The sequence below is a fragment of the Thioalbus denitrificans genome, from assembly GCF_003337735.1.
Lineage (GTDB): Bacteria > Pseudomonadota > Gammaproteobacteria > DSM-26407 > DSM-26407 > Thioalbus > Thioalbus denitrificans.
Genome location: NZ_QPJY01000007.1, coordinates 13,330 through 30,551 on the forward strand (window position 1 = coordinate 13,330; position 17,222 = coordinate 30,551).

Here is a 17,222-nt window from a genome sequence, read left to right on the forward strand (position 1 = left end):
TCGCCTTGCTTCGTGTCCTTCGTGCCTTCGTGGTGAACAGGGTGGTTGGAGGTCGCGCCTCAGACCTTGAGCGGCTTGTACTTGATGCGGTGGGGCTGGTCGGCGTCGGTGCCCAGGCGCCGGTGGCGATCGGCCTCGTAGTCGGCGTAGTTGCCCTCGAACCAGACCGCCCGGCTGTCGCCCTCGAAGGCGAGGATGTGGGTGGCGACGCGGTCGAGGAACCAGCGGTCGTGGGAGATGACCACGGCGCAGCCCGGGAACTCCAGCAGCGCCTCCTCCAGCGCCCGCAGGGTCTCCACGTCGAGATCGTTGGTGGGCTCGTCCAGCAGCAGCACGTTGCCGCCGCTCTGCAGCAGCTTGGCCAGGTGCAGGCGGTTGCGCTCGCCGCCGGAGAGATTGCCCACCTGTTTCTGCTGGTCGGTGCCGCGGAAGTTGAAGCGGCTGAGGTAGGCCCGGGAGTTGAGCTGGAACCTGCCCACGGTGATGAGTTCCTGGCCGCCGGAGACCTCCTCCCAGACCGTCTTGCCGCCGTCCAGCGCATCGCGGCTCTGGTCCACGTAGGCGAGCTGCACGGTGGGTCCCACCCGCAGCTCGCCGCCGTCCGGCTGCTCCTGGCCCACCAGCATCCGGAACAGGGTGGTCTTGCCGGCACCGTTGGGGCCGATGACGCCCACGATCCCGCCCGGGGGGAGGCGGAAGGAGAGGCCGTCGATGAGCAGCCGCTCGCCGAAGCCCTTGGTGAGCCCCTCGGCCTCGATCACCAGGTCGCCCAGGCGCGGCCCCGGCGGAATGTAGAGCTCGTTGGTCTCGTTGCGCTTCTGGTAGTCGGCCGACTGCAGCTCCTCGAAGCGGGCCAGGCGGGCCTTGCTCTTGGCATGGCGCCCCTTGGGGTTGGAGCGTACCCATTCCAGCTCGTGCTTCATGGCCTTGATGCGCGCCGCCTCCTGCTTCTGCTCCTGCTCCAGGCGCTTCTCCTTCTGCTCCAGCCAGGAGGAGTAGTTGCCCTCCCAGGGGATGCCCTGGCCGCGGTCGAGCTCGAGGATCCAGCCGGCCACGTTGTCGAGGAAGTAGCGGTCGTGGGTGATGGCCACCACGGTGCCGGGGAAGTTCTTCAGGAACACCTCCAGCCACGCCACGCTCTCGGCGTCCAGGTGGTTGGTGGGCTCGTCCAGCAGCAGCATGTCGGGCGCCGAGAGCAGCAGCCGGCACAGCGCGACCCGGCGCCGCTCGCCGCCCGAGAGCTTGGTCACGTCGGCGTCCCAGGGCGGCAGGCGCAGCGCATCGGCGGCCACCTCCAGCTGGTGTTCCAGGTTGTGGCCGTCGGCGGCCTGGATGATGTTCTCCAGCCGCGCCTGCTCGGCGGCCAGGGCGTCGAAGTCGGCGTCGGGCTCGGCATAGGCGGCGTAGACCGCGTCGAGCTTCGCCAGCGCCTCCTTCACATGGCCCAGCGCCTCCTCCACATTGCCGCGCACGTCCTTGGCGGGGTCGAGCCGGGGCTCCTGGGGCAGGTAGCCGATGTTGATGCCCGACTGGGGCCGCGCCTCGCCCTGGATGTCGGTATCCACCCCGGCCATGATCCGCAGCAGGGTGGACTTGCCCGAGCCGTTGAGGCCGAGCACGCCGATCTTGGCGCCGGGGAAGAAGGAGAGCGAGATATCCTTCAGGATCCAGCGGTTGTTGGGGGGCACTACCTTGCCCACCCGGTTCATGGTGTAGATGTACTGGGCCATGGTTGGACAGACCTTCGTCGAAGAGTCGGAGAGAGGAAAAATGGCGGCCGGGCCGCCGTGTGCTGCTTCACCCCTGGAGGCAGCACACTAATGAATCGGCGGCGTGAGATCAAACTGCCGGTCGCGCGTCGGGATCCACTTCCGCAGCCACGGATTTTATGCAATCTTGATGAACCATGACCGAACAAGTGTGGAAATTTGAACTACAATCCCGATTGGGCAAGGGGCAACTGATATCTTTCCATCGGCCGTCGTGGCCACGGATTCCCGGGTAAACCTTCTTGAACAAGGAGAAAGCGATGAAGAAAAGCATTGTCCTGAAAATGTCCGCCGTCGCCCTGAGCGTGGGGCTGCTGGCTGGCTGCGCCACCACCGATCAGCTCAAGCAGATGCAGGCCGACATCGACAGCGCCAAGCAGATGGCCTCCCAGGCCCAGAGCACCGCCGATGCCGCCGACAGCAAGGCCGAAGCCGCCATGCAGAAGGCGGATGCCGCCATGCGCGCCGCCGATCAGGCCAATGAGCGTGCCGACCGCATGATGGAGAGGTGCTGCGGCAAGTAAGTCGACGCCCAGGCCATTCCACAACGGCCCGGAGTGCGAGTGCACTCCGGGCCGTTTTTTTGTCCGCTCCGAAATGAGCCCGGGGTTCGGCGCGCGCTGCCGCGGCGCTGTCAGGAGCCGGCGTCACCCGGCGGCAGCAGGGCGGGCTCGATGCCGGTGGCCTCGCGCACCCGCACCCGGGCCGCCATGGCCTCGGCGGCGGTGGCGAAGGGACCGAGCACCAGGCGCTGGAGATCCCGGCCCGGAACCGCCTCCACCCGGGAGGGGATGCGCAGGGCGTTCAGCTCCCCGGTGAGCATCTCCAGGCCGGTCGGATCCCGGAACGCGCCCATGTGCAGGTGCCATTCCTGATCGCGCGGGGTGGCCGCGGACACGATCGCCTGCGGCGCAGGCTCCTGCTTCGGCGCCGCGTCGGCAGGGGCGGGCCATGCGGCCGCCCTGAGCAGCGGCATGCGCGTCAGTTCGCCCGTGACCGGCACCGGCAGCCCGGTGTGCTCCAGCGCGGCGGCCCGGATCCGCTCCCAGTCCGGCTCCAGCCCCCGCTGCTCCGCGGCGCCGATCACCGCGGCCACCAGGGGGGTGGTGTTGAGCCCCCCGGCCTGGTCCTCGTCCAGCGGCGGGTGGGCCTCGACGTAGAGCACCCCGTCGCGCCAGCCGGCCTTGTAGGGCTGGTTGACGATGTTCACGCGCGTCCCGATCGGCACCTGGGCGAACAGCGAGGCGATGTCCTCCGGGTAGAGGCGGATGCAGCCGTGGCTGATGCGCATCCCCACCCCGAAGGGGCGGTTGGTGCCGTGGATGAGGTAGCCGGGCAGGGACAGGCGCATGGCGTAATCGCCCAGCGGGTTGGCCGGGCCGGGCGGCACCACCGCCGGCAGGATGTCGCCGCGGGCCGCGTGCTCGGCGCGGATGGAGGCCGGCGGGGTCCAGCTGGGATGGGCCGTCTTGTCGAGTATGGTGCCCGTGCCGGTGGGCGTGGCCCAGCCCTCGCGGCCGATGCCTATGGGGTGGGTGATGACCTCGTTGCGGCCGCGGGGGTAGTAGTAGAGGCGCATCTCCGCCACGTTGATGACGATTCCCTCGCGGGGGGCGTCGGGGAGGATGTGGCTGGTGGGCAGGGTGATGACCGTGCCCTCGCCCGGCACCCAGGGATCCACGCCGGGGTTGGCGACCGCCACCTCCCGGAAGCCGAGGCCGTGGGCCCGGGCGACGTCGGCGAAGGTGTCCTCGTAGCGGGTGGCGATCTCCAGCGGACGGCCCACCACGCTGTCGCCCTCCGGCGGAAGGGTGAAGGTCTGCGCCGGGGCTAAGGCGGGCAGGAGGACGAGAACGAGCCACGCGGACAGGCGCGCGATGGCGGGGCGCCGCGGGGAGCGCGGCACCCGCAGGTTCAGGCACGGCATGGCGGCGGGTAAGCTCCGGAATCAAGGACGAAAGTGGGCGGATATTGTGTCATAGTCTGAAGCAGGTGGCATCCGGTCGACGGCCCATGTCTGTACGGCAACCTCAACGAGAGAGACCCGCCCCGGAGGCGGAGGTTCAACTCTGTGTCTGGAGCGGACCGGCGCTGACCCGTTACGGATTCGGGGTCGGCCACCCGTTCGGCAACGAGCGCCTGGAGGTGTTCTGGGATGGGCTGCGGGCCGCGGGGCTGGAGGCGCGGGTGCGGGTCTGCGAGCCGGTTCAGGCCGACGACGCCCTGCTGGGGCGCTTCCACGACGGCGGCTACGTGGGCCGGGTGAAGGCCCTGTCCCGGGTCGGCAGCGGTTTCCTCGACTACGGCGATACCCCGGCCTACCCGGGTGTCTACGAGGCGGCCGCCACGGTGGCGGGTTCGGTGGTGGCGGCGGCCGGGGACCTGCTGGAGGGGCGTTGCCGGCGCGCCTTCGTGCCGGTGGCCGGACTGCACCACGCCCGCCGCGACCGGGCCGGCGGCTTCTGCGTGTTCAACGACTGCGCGCTGGCCATCGCCACCCTGCTGGAGGTGCACGGGCTGCGGCGGGTGGCCTACGTGGACATCGACGCCCATCATGGCGACGGCGTCTACTACGGCTTCGAGGACGACCCCCGCGTGATCATCGCCGACTTCCACGAGGACGGCCGCTACCTCTACCCCGGCACCGGCTTCGCCCACGAACGCGGCAGCGGCGCGGCGGTCGGCACCAAGCTCAACATCCCCCTCCCGCCGGGCGCCGGCGACGAGCTGTTCCTGGCCCGCTGGGCGGAGGTGGAGGCGCTGCTCGCGCGCTACCCGCCCGAGTTCATCCTGTTCCAGTGCGGCGCCGACAGCCTCGGCGGCGATCCCCTCACCCATCTCGACCTGACCGTGGCGGCCCACACCCATGCCGCCCGGCGCCTGTGCGCCATCGCCGACGCCCACTGCGGCGGGAGGGTGCTGGCCCTGGGCGGGGGCGGCTACGACCATGCCAACATGGCCCGCGCCTGGACCGCCGTCGTCAGCGCCCTGCTCGAACCCCCGGTGGCGTGAGTGCTCCGCCCCCGGACATGGATTGATTCGCACCACGAAGGCACGAAGGACACGAAGAAAAGAACTATCCGCAGATTACGCCGATTACGCAGATTACGATGTTGATGCGGGATGCCCGGTGGACACTCCCTGCCATACCGGCTGTTCCGTTGCCACTGGGGGCAGGGAGCTGCCCCGGCAGTGAGCAGAGCCGCCCACCCGAAATAAGAAATCTGCGTAATCGGCGTAATCTGCGGATAAAACGTCTTTTCGCCTTTCTTCGTGTCCTTCGTGCCTTCGTGGTGAATCCTTGGTGAATGGCGCCGGGGCGCGGGGGATTTCCCCTGTGAGCCCCGCTGGGGGTACAATATTCCGTTTCCACCGCCAGCCAGCAAAGCAGGTGCCGAATGTTCAAGCGTGACATGTCCATTGCCGGTTTCGACGACGAGCTCGCCCAGGTCATCCGTGACGAGGCGGTCCGCCAGGAAGAGCACATCGAGCTCATCGCCTCCGAGAACTACGCCAGCCCGCGGGTGCTCGAGGCCCAGGGCTCGGTGCTGACCAACAAGTACGCCGAGGGTTATCCCGGCAAGCGCTACTACGGCGGCTGCGAGTACGTGGACAAGGCCGAGGTGATGGCCATCGAGCGGGTCAAGGAGCTGTTCGGCGCCGACTACGCCAACGTCCAGCCCCACTCCGGCTCCCAGGCCAACGCGGCGGTGTACATGGCGCTGCTGGAGCCGGGCGACACGGTGCTCGGAATGAGCCTGGCCCACGGCGGCCACCTCACCCACGGCGCGAAGGTCAACTTTTCCGGCAAGATCTACAAGGCGGTGCAGTACGGCCTGGACGAGTCCACCGGCGAGATCGACTACGCCCAGGTGGAGCGGCTGGCCCGCGAGCACAAGCCGAAGATGATCGTCGCCGGCTTCTCCGCCTACTCCCGGGTGGTGGACTGGCAGCGTTTCCGCGCCATCGCCGACGAGGTGGGCGCCTGGCTGATGGTGGACATGGCCCACGTGGCCGGCCTGGTGGCGGCGGGCGTCTATCCGAGCCCGGTGCAGATCGCCGATGTGACCACCTCCACCACCCACAAGACCCTGCGCGGCCCCCGCGGCGGCATCATTCTCGCCAAGGCCAATCCGGAGGTGGAGAAGAAGCTCAACTCGCTGGTCTTCCCCGGCACCCAGGGCGGCCCGCTGATGCACGTCATCGCCGCCAAGGCGGTGGCCTTCAAGGAGGCGCTCGAGCCGGAGTTCAAGGCCTACCAGCAGCTGGTGGTGGACAACGCCCGGGCGATGGCCGGGGTGTTCATCGAGCGCGGCTTCGAGGTGGTCTCCGGCGGCACCGACAACCACCTGTTCCTGGTGAGCCTGATCGGCCAGGGCCTGACCGGCAAGGATGTGGACGCCTGGCTCGGCGCGTCCAACATCACGGTGAACAAGAACAGCGTGCCCAACGATCCCCAGTCGCCCTTCGTCACCTCGGGCATCCGTGTGGGCACCCCCGCGGTGACCACGCGCGGCTTCGGCACGGCGGAGTGCGTCGAGCTGGCCGGCTGGATGTGCGACGTGATCGACGCCCGCGGCGATGCGGCGGTGGTGGAGCGCGTCAAGGGGCAGGTGCTGGCGCTCTGCCGGCGCTTCCCGGTCTACGAGAAGTAACCAGGAGTGCGGGGCCGCGGGCCCGGGGCGCAGGCCCCGGAATCCGCGGTCCTTGCCCACGGGTCGTTCCCATGCGCTGCCCCTTCTGCTCGGCCCAGGACACCAAGGTCATCGACTCGCGCCTGTCCAACGACGGCGACCAGGTGCGCCGTCGCCGCGAGTGCCTGACCTGCGGCGAGCGCTTCACCACCTACGAGAGCGCGGAGCTGCTCATGCCCCGGGTGGTGAAGCGCGACGGCAGCCGCGTCCCCTTCAACGAGGAGAAGCTGCGCGGAGGCATCCTGCGGGCGCTGGAGAAGCGTCCGGTGGACACCGAGCAGGTGGAGGCGATGATCAATCGCATTCTCCACCGCATCCGCGCCGCCGGCGAGCGCGAGGTGGCCTCCGGCGCCATCGGCGAATGGGTGATGGACGAACTGCGGGAGGCGGACCAGGTGGCCTACGTGCGCTTCGCCTCGGTCTACCGCAGCTTCGAGGACGTGAACGCCTTCCGCGAGGAGATCGAGCGGCTGGAGCGCGCGCCCTCCGCCGAGGCGCGCCGCCAGCAGCTCGACCTGCTCGGCGGCAAGGGGCAGGACAATGATGAGTGAGGGGCGCTTCAGCGCCGCGGACCACGGCTACATGGCCCAGGCGCTGCGCCTGGCCGCGCGCGGGCTCTATACCACCGATCCCAATCCGCGGGTGGGCTGCGTGCTGGTCCGTGACGGCGCGGTGGTGGGGGAGGGCTGGCACGAGCGCGCCGGCGAGCCCCATGCGGAGGTGAACGCCCTGCGCGCGGCGGGCGCCGACGCCCGGGGCGCCACCTGCTACGTGACCCTCGAGCCCTGCGCCCACCACGGGCTGACTCCGCCCTGCGCCGAGGCCCTGGTTTCGGCGGGCGTGGCGCGGGTGGTCGCCGCCATGGAGGATCCCAACCCGGCGGTGGCCGGGCAGGGGCTGGCGCGGCTGCGCGCGGCGGGCATCGCGGTGGAGCACGGCCTGCTGGCGGACCAGGCCGAGGCCCTGAATCCGGGCTTCCTCAAGCGCATGCGCGGCGGGCGTCCCTATGTCCGCTGCAAGCTGGCCATGAGCCTCGACGGCCGCACCGCCATGGCCTCGGGCGAGAGCCAGTGGATAACGGGCCCGGAGGCGCGCCGCGACGTACAGCGGCTGCGGGCGCGCAGCTCGGCCATCCTGACCGGCGCCGGGACGGTGCTCGCCGACGACCCCTCCTTCACGGTGCGCGCCGCGGAGCTGGGCGAGGGCGAGCCGGCGGGCGGGTTGCGCCAGCCCCTGCGGGTGGTGGTCGATCCCCACCTCAGCACGCCGCCGACGGCGCGGATGCTGAGCCTGCCGGGCTCGACGCTCATCCTTACCACCAGCGACGACACGGCGGAGGCCGATGCCCTGCTGGCGGCGGGGGCGGAGGTGGCGCGGCTGCCGGGCACGCCGGACACGGTGGACCTGGATGCCGTGCTGGAACTGCTCGGTCAGCGCGGGATGAACGAGGTGCACCTGGAGACCGGGGCGACGCTGGCCGGCGCCATGCTGCGCGCCGGCCTGGTGGACGAGCTGGTGGTCTACATGGCGCCGCTGCTGCTCGGCGACGGGGCGCGCGGCTTGTTCCACCTGCCGGGACTGGCTAGCATGGCCGACCGGGTCGAGCTGGAGATCGTCGACCTGCGGGCGGTGGGCCGCGACTGGCGCATCAGCGCGCGGGTCGCCACCCGCTCCGCCGCGGCGCAATCCTGACGGGGAGCACGAGACAGATGTTCACAGGCATCATCGAGGCGGTGGGACGCATCGCCGCCATGGAACCGCGGGGGCAGGACTCCCGGGTGCGGGTACAGACCGGCAAGCTCGATCTGGGCGACGTGCGGCTGGGCGACAGCATCGCCGTGAACGGCGTCTGCCTGACCGTGGTGGACCTGCCGGGCGACGGCTTCTGGGCCGATGTCTCCGGCGAGACCCTGGCGCGCACCGCCTTCGCCGACCTGGCGGTGGGGGGGCGGGTGAACCTGGAGAAGGCGCTCACGCCCACCACCCGCCTGGGCGGGCACCTGGTCAGCGGCCACGTGGACGGCGTGGGCCGGATCGTCGAGCGCAGCCCCGCCGGCCGCTCGGTGCGCTTCGTCATCGAAGCCCCCGCCGGGCTGGCGAAGTACATCGCCGAGAAGGGCTCCATCTGCGTCGACGGCATCAGCCTGACCGTCAACGGGGTGGACGGGGCGCGTTTCACCCTCAACATCGTTCCCCACACCCTGGAGGAGACCACCATGGCCGATTTCCAGCCGGGCCGGGCGGTGAACCTCGAGGTGGACATCATCGCCCGCTACCTGGAGCGGCTGCTGCTGGGTGAGCAGGCCGCCGAGAGCGGGGCCGGGGGCATCACAATGGAATTCCTGGCCCAGCACGGGTTCATGAAATAGGCTGCGGCCGGACGGGAGCGGGAGACAGCGGGTCAATGGCGCTGAACAGCATCGAAGAAATCATCGAGGACATCCGGCAGGGCCGGATGGTCATCCTGATGGACGACGAGGATCGCGAGAACGAGGGCGACCTCATCATGGCCGCGGAGAAGGTGTCGCCCGATGACATCAACTTCATGGCCCGCTATGGCCGCGGCCTCATCTGCCTGACCCTGACCCGGGAGCGTTGCGAGCGGCTCAAGCTGCCGCTGATGGTGAGCAACACCGGCGATATCCACTCCACCAACTTCACCGTCTCCATCGAGGCGGCCCGGGGGGTGACCACCGGGATCTCCGCCGCCGATCGCGCCACCACGGTGCAGGCCGCGGTGGCGCCCGGGGCGGGTCCCGACGACATCGTCATGCCCGGCCACATCTTCCCGCTGATGGCCCAGCCCGGCGGGGTGCTGGCCCGCGCCGGCCACACCGAGGCGGGCTGCGATCTCACCCGCATGGCGGGCCTGGAGCCGGCGGCGGTGATCGTGGAGATCCTCAACGAGGACGGTACCATGGCGCGGCGCCCGGACCTGGAGGCGTTCGCCCGCACCCACGGGCTGAAGATCGGCACCGTGGCCGAGCTGATCCAGTACCGGATGCAGAACGAGAAGAGCGTGGAGCGGGTGGGCGAGTGCAACCTGCCCACCGAGTACGGCGAGTTCCGCCTGGTGAGCTACCTGGACGTGGTGGATCAGCAGATGCACCTGGCGCTGGTCTACGGCGAGGTGGATCCGGCGGCGCCGACCCTGGTGCGGGTGCACCTGCGCGATACCCTGACCGACGTGCTCGGCGGGCGGCGCCAGGATGCCCATCGTCCCTTCGCCGAGAGCCTGCGCCGCATCGCCGCGGCCGGCTCCGGCGTGGCGGTGCTGCTCCAGTACCCGGAGCCGCCCCAGGCCATGATCAAGCGCATCCGCAACTATGCCCTGGCCGACCGCGGCGTCAATCTGCCCTCGCCGGAGGAGGACGGCAACCTGCGGGTCATCGGCATCGGCTCGCAGATCCTCGCCGATCTCGGCGTGCACAAGATGCGGGTGCTCGGCACCCAGCGCAAGATGCCCGGCCTCTCCGGCTTCGGCCTCGAGGTGGTCGAGTACGTCTCCTGAAATCAACCGGAGCCACGCAGGGACCGGGACTGGACTGGAAAGATTTTTGTTAACCGCAGATTACGCTGATTGACGCAGATTATTCGCTGCAGGACGAGCCGCCCGTTGACAATCCGGGACTGGTAAACGGCGGTCGACCCTGTACCGGTCGCACGCGACCGGGTCTGCATCCGCCAGTGGCACCATCAACAACCCGCTGTGTTTTTTTAAATCTGCGTAATCTGCGGATAAAAAGTCTTTTCACGACCTACGTGGCTTCGTGGTGAAATAGTCAACTGAGCGAACAATTTACAAGGGGTGGGAAATGGCTGAGATCAAGACCGTGGAAGGTGGGCTGACGGTGAGCGGGGCGCGCTTCGCCATCGTGGTGAGCCGGTTCAACAGCTTCGTCGTCGAGAGCCTGCTGAGCGGCGCCCTGGACGCGCTGCGCCGCCATGGGGCCGAGGATGCCGGTATCGAGGTGGTGCGCGTGCCCGGCGCCTTCGAGATGCCGCTGGTGGCCCAGAAGCTGATGCAGAGCGGCAGGCATGACGCCGTCATCGCCCTCGGCGCGGTCATCCGCGGCGGCACGCCCCACTTCGACTACGTGGCCGGCGAGTGCACCAAGGGCCTGGCCCAGGCCTCCCTCGCCACCGGGGTGCCCGTGGCCTTTGGCGTGCTCACCACCGACACCATCGAGCAGGCCATCGAGCGGGCCGGCACCAAGGCCGGCAACAAGGGCGCCGAGGCGGCCATGACCGCCATCGAGATGGTGAACCTGATGCGCAGCCTGGATGCCTGAGACCATGACCGGGAGCGGCGATCAGCCCCGGGCCCGCAACCGCCAGGCCCAGATAGCCGCGCGACGCCGCGCGCGCCGGATGGCGCTGCAGGCGCTCTACCAGTGGCAGCTCAACCCCCAGGACGCGGTGGAGATCGAGCTCCAGTTCCGGGCCGAGCAGGAGATGGACAAGGTGGACGTGGACTACTTCCACCACCTCCTGCAGGGCGTGGTGGAGGAGCAGGACACCCTGGACGGTTACATCGAGCCCTACCTGGACCGGCCGCTCGCGGAACTGGACCCGGTGGAGCGGGCGATCCTGCGCCTCGGCGCCTACGAACTCGCCCGGCGCCCGGAGGTTCCCTACGTGGTGGCCATCAACGAGGGGGTGGAGCTGGCCAAGACCTTCGGCGCCGAGCAGAGCCACCGCTACGTCAACGGCATCCTCGACAAGCTGGCGGCGCGCCTGCGCGGCGCGGAGGTGCGCGCCCGGGGCGGCTGAACGCCCGGGCGACGGGTCGCACATGGCGCTGTCCGAGTTCGAGCTCATCGCCCGCTACTTCAGCCACGCCGGCGCGCCGCGGGAGGACGTGGCGCTCGGGGTGGGGGACGACTGCGCCCTGCTGCGTCCCCCGGCCGGGCAGCTGCTGGCGCTGACCACCGACACGATGGTGGACGGCGTCCACTTTCCCCACGCGACCCGCCCCGGGGACCTCGGCCACAAGGCCCTGGCGGTCAACCTGAGCGATCTCGCCGCCATGGGCGCCGAGCCCGCCTGGGTGACTCTCGCCCTGACCCTGCCCGCGGCGGACCCGGCATGGCTGGAAGCCTTCGCCGGCGGCTTCGCGGCCCTGGCCCGGGAGCACGGGGTGGCGCTGGTGGGGGGCGACACCACCCGCGGCCCGCTCTCCGTGACGGTCCAGGCCCACGGTTTCGTCCCGCCCGGGCAGGCCCTCACCCGCGGCGGCGCGCGCCCCGGCGATCTCGTCTATGTCACCGGCACCCTCGGTGACGCGGGCCTGGCCCTGCTCGCCCTGCGGGGGGAGATACGGCTCCCCGGCCCGGACCTCGCCGCCGTGCGCGAGCGCCTCGATCGCCCCCGGCCGCGGGTGGGGGCGGGGCTGGCCCTGCGCGGCATCGCCAGCGCCTGCATCGACATCTCCGACGGCCTGGCGGCCGATCTCGGTCACATCCTGGAAGCCTCCGGCGCCGGGGCCACCCTGCACCTGGAGCGGCTGCCCGTCTCCGCCACCCTGGCGGCCCGCCTGGCGGCCGCGGGCGGCTGGAGCCTGCCGCTGAGCGGAGGCGACGATTACGAGCTCTGCTTCACCGTGCCCGCCGCGCGCCAGGGGGAGGCGGAGCGGGCGCTGGCCGCCGCCGGCTGCCCGGCCGACCGGGTGGGCGTGATCGAGGCCGCTCCCGGCCTGCGCTGCGTGACGCCGGAGGGCGACAGCGTGGATGCGGGCCGCGGCGGCTGGCAGCACTTCGGGGGCTGAAGCCATGGCCCGTCTCCCGCCGCCCCCCGCCCGCCAGGTCCTCGGCGATCCCCGCCTGCTGCTGGCCTTCGGCTTCGGCAGCGGGCTGGCGCCATGGGCGCCGGGGACCTTCGGCACGGCGGTGGCGGTGCCTCTCTACCTGCTGATCGCGCCCCTGCCCCTGGCGGCCTATCTGGCGCTGGCCGCGCTGGTCATCCTCGCCGGCCCTTACCTGTGCGGCCATGCCGCCCGCCGTCTCGGCGTCCACGACCACCCGGGCATCGTCTGGGACGAGATCGCCGGCTTCCTGGTCACCATGGCGGCCGCCCCGGCGGGCTGGCCGTGGGTGGTGGCGGGGTTCCTGCTGTTCCGCCTGTTCGACATCTGGAAGCCGTGGCCCATCCACCTCGCCGACCGGTACGTACAGGGCGGCTTCGGCATCATGCTCGACGATCTCATCGCCGGGGCCTACGCCTGGCTTGCGCTGCAGGCCCTGCAGCGCCTGGTCCCGTGGTACGCCTGAAGCCGCGGTGATTCTCACTGCCCGCGCCCGCCACGGCGGGCAGTGGCCTCAGAAGTCGTCGTCGTCGTGCAGCTCGAGCTCGCCCCGCCAGACCGCGATCACCATCACCGCCTCGTTCAGCCACGGGTGGAGCTCGATCTCCAGGTCGGTGAATTCGGTGTCGGCGTCGAGAAAGACCAGTTCGCAGAGGCTGATGTCGTAGACGTCGTCGTGCCAGGTGATGCCGCCCTCGAGGTCGGCCGGGTTGTCCGGTTCCATGCCGGTGTACCAGCGCGCCACGAAGCGGGGGGCGCCCAGGTGCGCCACGTGCCCCTCGTCCACGCTCTGGTACTGATCGAAGGGGGAGTGGCCCACCACCCACAGGGGCGTCTCGAAGGCGCGGTTGCCCTCGCGGGTGACCAGATCGGTGCTGTGCTGGAATTCGTACATTGTGCGTGAGTGCGTGAGTGCGTGAGTGCGTGAATGCGTGAATGCGTGAATGCGTGAATGCGTGAGTGCGTGAGTGCGTGAGTGCGTCGATATGCTCTGACTGAAAACTGATGTCCGTGATACTCGCCTTTGTCCCTTATCCCCTATCCTCACCAACCCACATCCTGAAAATCCGGTGAATCCCGTCCATTCCAGGCTCGACTCAGCCGAAGACGCCGCTCTGGACCAGGAACATGTACAGCCCGGTGCCCGCACCGATGCTGAGCAGGGCGTTGCGGCGCCAGAGGTGGAGGCCCACGACGGCAGCGAGGGCCAGCGCCTCGGGCAGGCCATGGGGCGCCGTGGCCAGGGGGACGTCCTTGAGGCAGTAGAGTAGCAGCAGGGTCATCACCGCCGGCGGGAGCACCCGGCCCAGGTAGAGCAGGGTGGGGTGCTCGGCGCCGCGGGCGAAGAGCAGGAAGGGCAGGGCGCGGGTGAGCAGAGTCGCGCCCGCCATGACCCCGATGACGGCGATCAGGTAGAGCGTGGCGTCCATTGGCGGGTCTTTCCGTGGGCGACGAGGATGGCGGTGGACAGTGCGATGGAGAGCAGCAGCATGTGCTCCTGGCGGAACAGCGCCAGGGCCAGGAGTCCGCATCCCAGCGCCACCAGGAACGGCAGCAGGGCGCGGGTGGCCCGGTACTGCTCCAGCACCAGGACCGCGAACAGGGCGGTGAGGGTGAACTCGAGGCCGGTGGTGTCGAAGGCCACCGCCCGCCCGAGCAGTGCGCCCAGGGTGCAGCCGCTGACCCACCACAGCTGGTTCAGCCCCGTGACCCAGAGGTCGTAGCTCACCCGCGGCACCCCGTCCGGCGGCCGGGTGCCGGTGAGCAGGGAGTAGGTCTCGTCGGTGAGGCCGAAGACGAGATAGAACTTGCGCCAGCCGCCGACGCGGAAGCGGGTCAGCAGCGACAGGCCGAAGAAGAGGTGGCGCGAGTTGAGCAGGAAGGTGGTGACCGCCACCTCCAGCAGGCCGGCATGGGCCGCCAGCAGCCCCACGGCAAGGAACTGGGCGGCCCCGGCGAAGACCAGCAGTCCCATGAGGGTGGCGAAGTACCAGGGGTGGCCGAGGCCGTCGAACAGCAGGCCGAAGGCGATGCCCAGCGGCACGTAGCCGAACAGGACCGGCAGGCTGGCGCGCAGCGCCGCCGCGGCCGGCGAGGAATGGGACACGGGCTTCCCTCCCGGGAGCGGAATGAAGGGGTCACAGGATAGGCGTGGTGCCGGGTCCGGGCAAGACGGTCTTTCACCAAGCGACCTCAACGCCAGGACGCCGGGAGAGCGACAGGCAGGCATTCGACATCCCGACCTCGCCGCCGTTGGGATCGTTGCTGCCTCGCGAGAGGAGCTGCGTGTCCAGGCCGGCGCTGCTGCAGCGCCGGCCTCAGCTCTGGGGCAGGGTCAGGGCGTACTTGGCGATCTTGCGGTCCAGGGCCGGGCGCGAGATGCCGAGGATCTCGCAGGTGTGGCCCTTGTGGCCGCCGGTGTGGTTCAGCACCCGCTGGATGTGCTCCGCCTCCACCTCGTCCAGGCTCTTCAGGGGCGCCTCCGCCGTGGCGGGCGGGGGCGGTTCCTCGCCGGGACCGCTGGGCAGCAGGTCGGGGGTGAGCAGGCCGTCGCGGGCATGGACCATGGCCTGGGTGAGGACGTTCTCCAGCTCCCGCACATTGCCGAGCCAGGGGTAGCGCAGCAGCGCCTGCTCGGCGCCGTCGGTGATGTGCAGGGGCGGCTTGTGGATCTTCTTGGCGGCTTTGGCCATCAGTGCCTGGGCCAGCAGCGGGATGTCCTCGCGCCGCTCGCGCAGCGGTGGCAGGTGGACGGTGACCACGTTGAGGCGGTAGAGGAGATCCTCCCGGAAGCGCTTCTCCCTGACCTCCTGCAGCAGGTCGCGGTTGGTGGCGGCGATGATGCGGGCGTTGGTGGTGAGCTTCTGGTTGCCGCCCACCCGCTCGAAGGTGCCCTCCTGCAGAATCCGCAGGAGCTTGGCCTGCAGGGGCAGGGCCAGCTCGCCGATCTCGTCCAGGAACAGGGTTCCGTCCCGGGCCAGCTCGAACTTGCCCACCTTGCGCTCCACGGCCCCGGTGAAGGCGCCCTTCTCGTGGCCGAACAGCTCGCTCTCCAGCAGGGTCTCCACGATGGCCGCGCAGTTGACCGCCACGAACGGCCCGCTGAGCCCGCTGTGGGCGTGGATGAGGCGCGCCACCACCTCCTTGCCGGTGCCGCTCTCGCCGGTGATGAGGACGTTGGCGTGGCTGGCGGCGGTGAGCGCGATCTCCTTGCTCACCTTCAGCATCGCCTCGCCGCGGCCGATGAAGTCGCTGGTGGTGCGCGGGTGGGCCGGCTCCTCCTGCAGCACCCGCAGCTCGCGCCGGAGCCGCCGGGACTCCAGCGCCCGGCCCATGACCAGCTCCAGCTCCTGGGTCTTCACCGGCTTGTGGACGAAGTCGAGCGCGCCCTCCTTGATGGCCTCGATGGCGAGATCCAGGTCGTGCAGCCCGGTCATCATGATGACCGGCAGTTCCGGGTCCTCGGCGCGTAGGCGCCGCAGCAGCTCGATCCCGCGCCCGTCCGGCAGGTGCTGGTCGAGCAGCACCAGGTCCACGGCGTGGGAGGCGAGGTGCGCCTCGGCCCCGGCGCAGGTGGAGGCGATGGCGGTGCCGTAGCCCTGCTCCTCGAAGTGCAGGGCCAGCAGTTCCGCCAGGGCCGCGTCATCCTCGACGATCAGCAGCTGCGTGCGCATTGTGTCTCCAACCTGTCCGGATGCCTGATTGTCGCCATTCAGGCACAGGGTACACAGAAAGCGGGCAAAGGCCGACAAAGCGCGGGTGCCCGCGCCGGCCCGATGGCTTTTTCGTAGACCCGGTCCAGCGGCGGAACCTTTCCCGCGCCATTACTCCCACAGGTCCACCGATTCGCCCCGTTCGCGCATCGCCTCGGTGCGCCCCTGCAGGTAGCGCTGGAAGCTGGGCTGCTCCCGGTAGGCGCCGTCCGCCACGTAGCGCAGGCCGTTGACCAGGTGGAAGGGGCGCAGGTAGGCCTCGTTGCGGAATACCTCGCGGCCCGACACGTCGAAGAACACCAGCGTGGGCGCGTACTGGATCCCGAGGCGGTCGGCCCACTGCCGCGCGGTGGTGCGCTCCCCCGCGGGCGTCATCACCGGCGTGTCGCTCCACATGTCCAGCTGCACCACCTGGAAACGCTCCAGGGCCGCTCGCACCTCGGGCCGGGTGAAGGCCTCCGTGTGCAACTCGTCGCAGGCGGGGCAGGCCCGCTGCTCGAACAGCACGGCCAGCGGCCGGTCGGCCGCGGCGTGGCTGCGGTCGAGCTGGTGCGGGGGCGGGCTGAAGAAGGGCTGCGGGTGCAGCTCGCCGCTGGCGGGCGCCGGCGCCCGCTCCGCCAGGAAGGTGCGGAAGCTGGCGGGCTTGCCGCCGCCGGGGGCGGCGTAGTCCAGTGCCACCGCGTACTTGTGGGGCGGGAAGTAGCCGTTGATGCGCAGCGCCACCGCGCCGTTCTCGTCCAGGAACAGCAGGGTGGGGGTGAACTGGACCCCCAGCCCGGCGCTGAAGGTCTTTTCCGTCACGCTCCGGCCGCCGAGATCGGTCACCTCCCGGTCCCCCCAGATGTTGATGGCGATGACGTCGAAGTTGGCGCGGGTCCGCTCCGCCAGGGCCTTCTGCCCCAGGTTGTCCTGCAGCAGCCGGGCGCAGTAGGGGCAGCCGTCCTGGTAGAAGTAGAGCAGCACGCGGCGTCCCTCGGCGCCGGCCTCGGCCACGTCCTCGCGCAGGTCGAGGAACGAGGACTTGAACCAGGCCGGCTGGCTGTGGAAGCCTGGGTTGACCAGTCCCTCGCCAAGGCCCTCGTCCTCCGCGGCGTCGGCCGGGCCGGCCGGGTGGCCCGCGAGCAGGGCCGCGAACAGTGCCGGCGCGAGGGCACCCGCGCCGATCCGGGACAGAAACATGGCCTTTCCTCCTGTCTGGCACGGGGTCGAGGCCCCGGCATGGTCGTCGTTCCGCGATCTGCGC

General features: G+C 70.2%; 18 protein-coding genes. 11 read left to right on the top strand and 7 right to left on the bottom strand.

The window, feature by feature from the left end:
• Positions 1-59 precede the first annotated feature (59 nt).
• Positions 60-1,730, bottom strand: coding sequence for an energy-dependent translational throttle protein EttA (ettA, locus tag DFQ59_RS13370; protein ID WP_114280217.1), 1,671 nt, complete (start codon positions 1,728-1,730; stop codon positions 60-62).
• 299 nt (positions 1,731-2,029) lie between these two features.
• On the opposite strand from ettA, the gene DFQ59_RS13375 reads away from it, so the two are divergent.
• The gene (locus DFQ59_RS13375; protein ID WP_114280218.1) at positions 2,030-2,293 is read left to right on the top strand and encodes an Lpp/OprI family alanine-zipper lipoprotein; all 264 of its coding nucleotides are present in this window, start codon (positions 2,030-2,032) and stop codon (positions 2,291-2,293) included.
• A 110-nt stretch (positions 2,294-2,403) separates the two neighbouring features.
• Here DFQ59_RS13375 and DFQ59_RS13380 read toward each other — a convergent pair whose 3' ends face one another.
• The gene (locus tag DFQ59_RS13380) at positions 2,404-3,696 is read right to left on the bottom strand and encodes a L,D-transpeptidase family protein (protein ID WP_114280219.1); all 1,293 of its coding nucleotides are present in this window, start codon (positions 3,694-3,696) and stop codon (positions 2,404-2,406) included.
• An 86-nt stretch (positions 3,697-3,782) separates the two neighbouring features.
• Here DFQ59_RS13380 and DFQ59_RS13385 point away from each other — a divergent pair, with 86 nt between their 5' ends.
• The 10 genes from DFQ59_RS13385 (at position 3,783) to DFQ59_RS13430 (ending at position 12,732) form a co-directional block, all read left to right on the top strand.
• Positions 3,783-4,781, top strand: coding sequence for an acetoin utilization protein AcuC (locus DFQ59_RS13385; RefSeq protein WP_114280220.1), 999 nt, complete (start codon positions 3,783-3,785; stop codon positions 4,779-4,781).
• Positions 4,782-5,167: 386 nt separating this feature from the next.
• On the top strand, positions 5,168-6,424 hold the full coding sequence (gene glyA, locus DFQ59_RS13390; RefSeq protein WP_114280221.1) for a serine hydroxymethyltransferase: 1,257 nt from the start codon (positions 5,168-5,170) through the stop codon (positions 6,422-6,424).
• Positions 6,425-6,495: 71 nt separating this feature from the next.
• A complete protein-coding gene (gene nrdR, locus DFQ59_RS13395) occupies positions 6,496-7,014 on the top strand; it encodes a transcriptional regulator NrdR (protein WP_114280222.1) in 519 nt (172 codons plus the stop codon).
• A complete protein-coding gene (gene ribD, locus DFQ59_RS13400) occupies positions 7,007-8,155 on the top strand; it encodes a bifunctional diaminohydroxyphosphoribosylaminopyrimidine deaminase/5-amino-6-(5-phosphoribosylamino)uracil reductase RibD (RefSeq protein WP_245937280.1) in 1,149 nt (382 codons plus the stop codon). Before nrdR ends, ribD begins: the two co-directional genes overlap by 8 nt.
• A gap of 17 nt (positions 8,156-8,172) precedes the next feature.
• Positions 8,173-8,832 carry a riboflavin synthase gene (locus DFQ59_RS13405; protein WP_114280223.1) on the top strand — a complete coding sequence of 220 codons (660 nt, stop codon included), beginning with the start codon at positions 8,173-8,175 and terminating at the stop codon, positions 8,830-8,832.
• Between the two features lie 35 nt (positions 8,833-8,867).
• The gene (gene ribBA / locus DFQ59_RS13410; RefSeq protein ID WP_114280224.1) at positions 8,868-9,974 is read left to right on the top strand and encodes a bifunctional 3,4-dihydroxy-2-butanone-4-phosphate synthase/GTP cyclohydrolase II; all 1,107 of its coding nucleotides are present in this window, start codon (positions 8,868-8,870) and stop codon (positions 9,972-9,974) included.
• 304 nt (positions 9,975-10,278) lie between these two features.
• Positions 10,279-10,755, top strand: a complete 477-nt coding sequence (gene ribH, locus DFQ59_RS13415) for a 6,7-dimethyl-8-ribityllumazine synthase (protein ID WP_114280225.1) — start codon at positions 10,279-10,281, stop codon at positions 10,753-10,755.
• The gene (nusB, locus tag DFQ59_RS13420; protein ID WP_245937281.1) at positions 10,748-11,236 is read left to right on the top strand and encodes a transcription antitermination factor NusB; all 489 of its coding nucleotides are present in this window, start codon (positions 10,748-10,750) and stop codon (positions 11,234-11,236) included. Before ribH ends, nusB begins: the two co-directional genes overlap by 8 nt.
• Positions 11,237-11,264: 28 nt before the next feature.
• Positions 11,265-12,230, top strand: coding sequence for a thiamine-phosphate kinase (thiL, locus tag DFQ59_RS13425; protein WP_211314946.1), 966 nt, complete (start codon positions 11,265-11,267; stop codon positions 12,228-12,230).
• Positions 12,231-12,234: 4 nt separating this feature from the next.
• Positions 12,235-12,732: a phosphatidylglycerophosphatase A family protein gene (locus tag DFQ59_RS13430; protein ID WP_114280228.1), complete on the top strand. Its 498-nt coding sequence runs from the start codon at positions 12,235-12,237 to the stop codon at positions 12,730-12,732.
• Between the two features lie 48 nt (positions 12,733-12,780).
• On the opposite strand, the gene DFQ59_RS13435 is transcribed toward DFQ59_RS13430, so the two are convergent.
• The 5 genes from DFQ59_RS13435 to DFQ59_RS13455 form a co-directional block, all read right to left on the bottom strand.
• Positions 12,781-13,161, bottom strand: a complete 381-nt coding sequence (locus tag DFQ59_RS13435; protein ID WP_114280229.1) for a hypothetical protein — start codon at positions 13,159-13,161, stop codon at positions 12,781-12,783.
• Positions 13,162-13,363: 202 nt separating this feature from the next.
• Positions 13,364-13,696, bottom strand: a complete 333-nt coding sequence (locus DFQ59_RS13440) for a branched-chain amino acid transporter permease (protein WP_114280230.1) — start codon at positions 13,694-13,696, stop codon at positions 13,364-13,366.
• Positions 13,675-14,373, bottom strand: coding sequence for an AzlC family ABC transporter permease (locus tag DFQ59_RS13445; RefSeq protein ID WP_211314937.1), 699 nt, complete (start codon positions 14,371-14,373; stop codon positions 13,675-13,677). Before DFQ59_RS13445 ends, DFQ59_RS13440 begins: the two co-directional genes overlap by 22 nt.
• 211 nt (positions 14,374-14,584) lie before the next feature.
• A complete protein-coding gene (locus DFQ59_RS13450) occupies positions 14,585-15,940 on the bottom strand; it encodes a sigma-54-dependent transcriptional regulator (protein WP_114280232.1) in 1,356 nt (451 codons plus the stop codon).
• A gap of 150 nt (positions 15,941-16,090) precedes the next feature.
• A complete protein-coding gene (locus tag DFQ59_RS13455) occupies positions 16,091-17,158 on the bottom strand; it encodes a thioredoxin family protein (RefSeq protein WP_114280233.1) in 1,068 nt (355 codons plus the stop codon).
• Between the last annotated feature and the right edge of the window lie 64 nt (positions 17,159-17,222).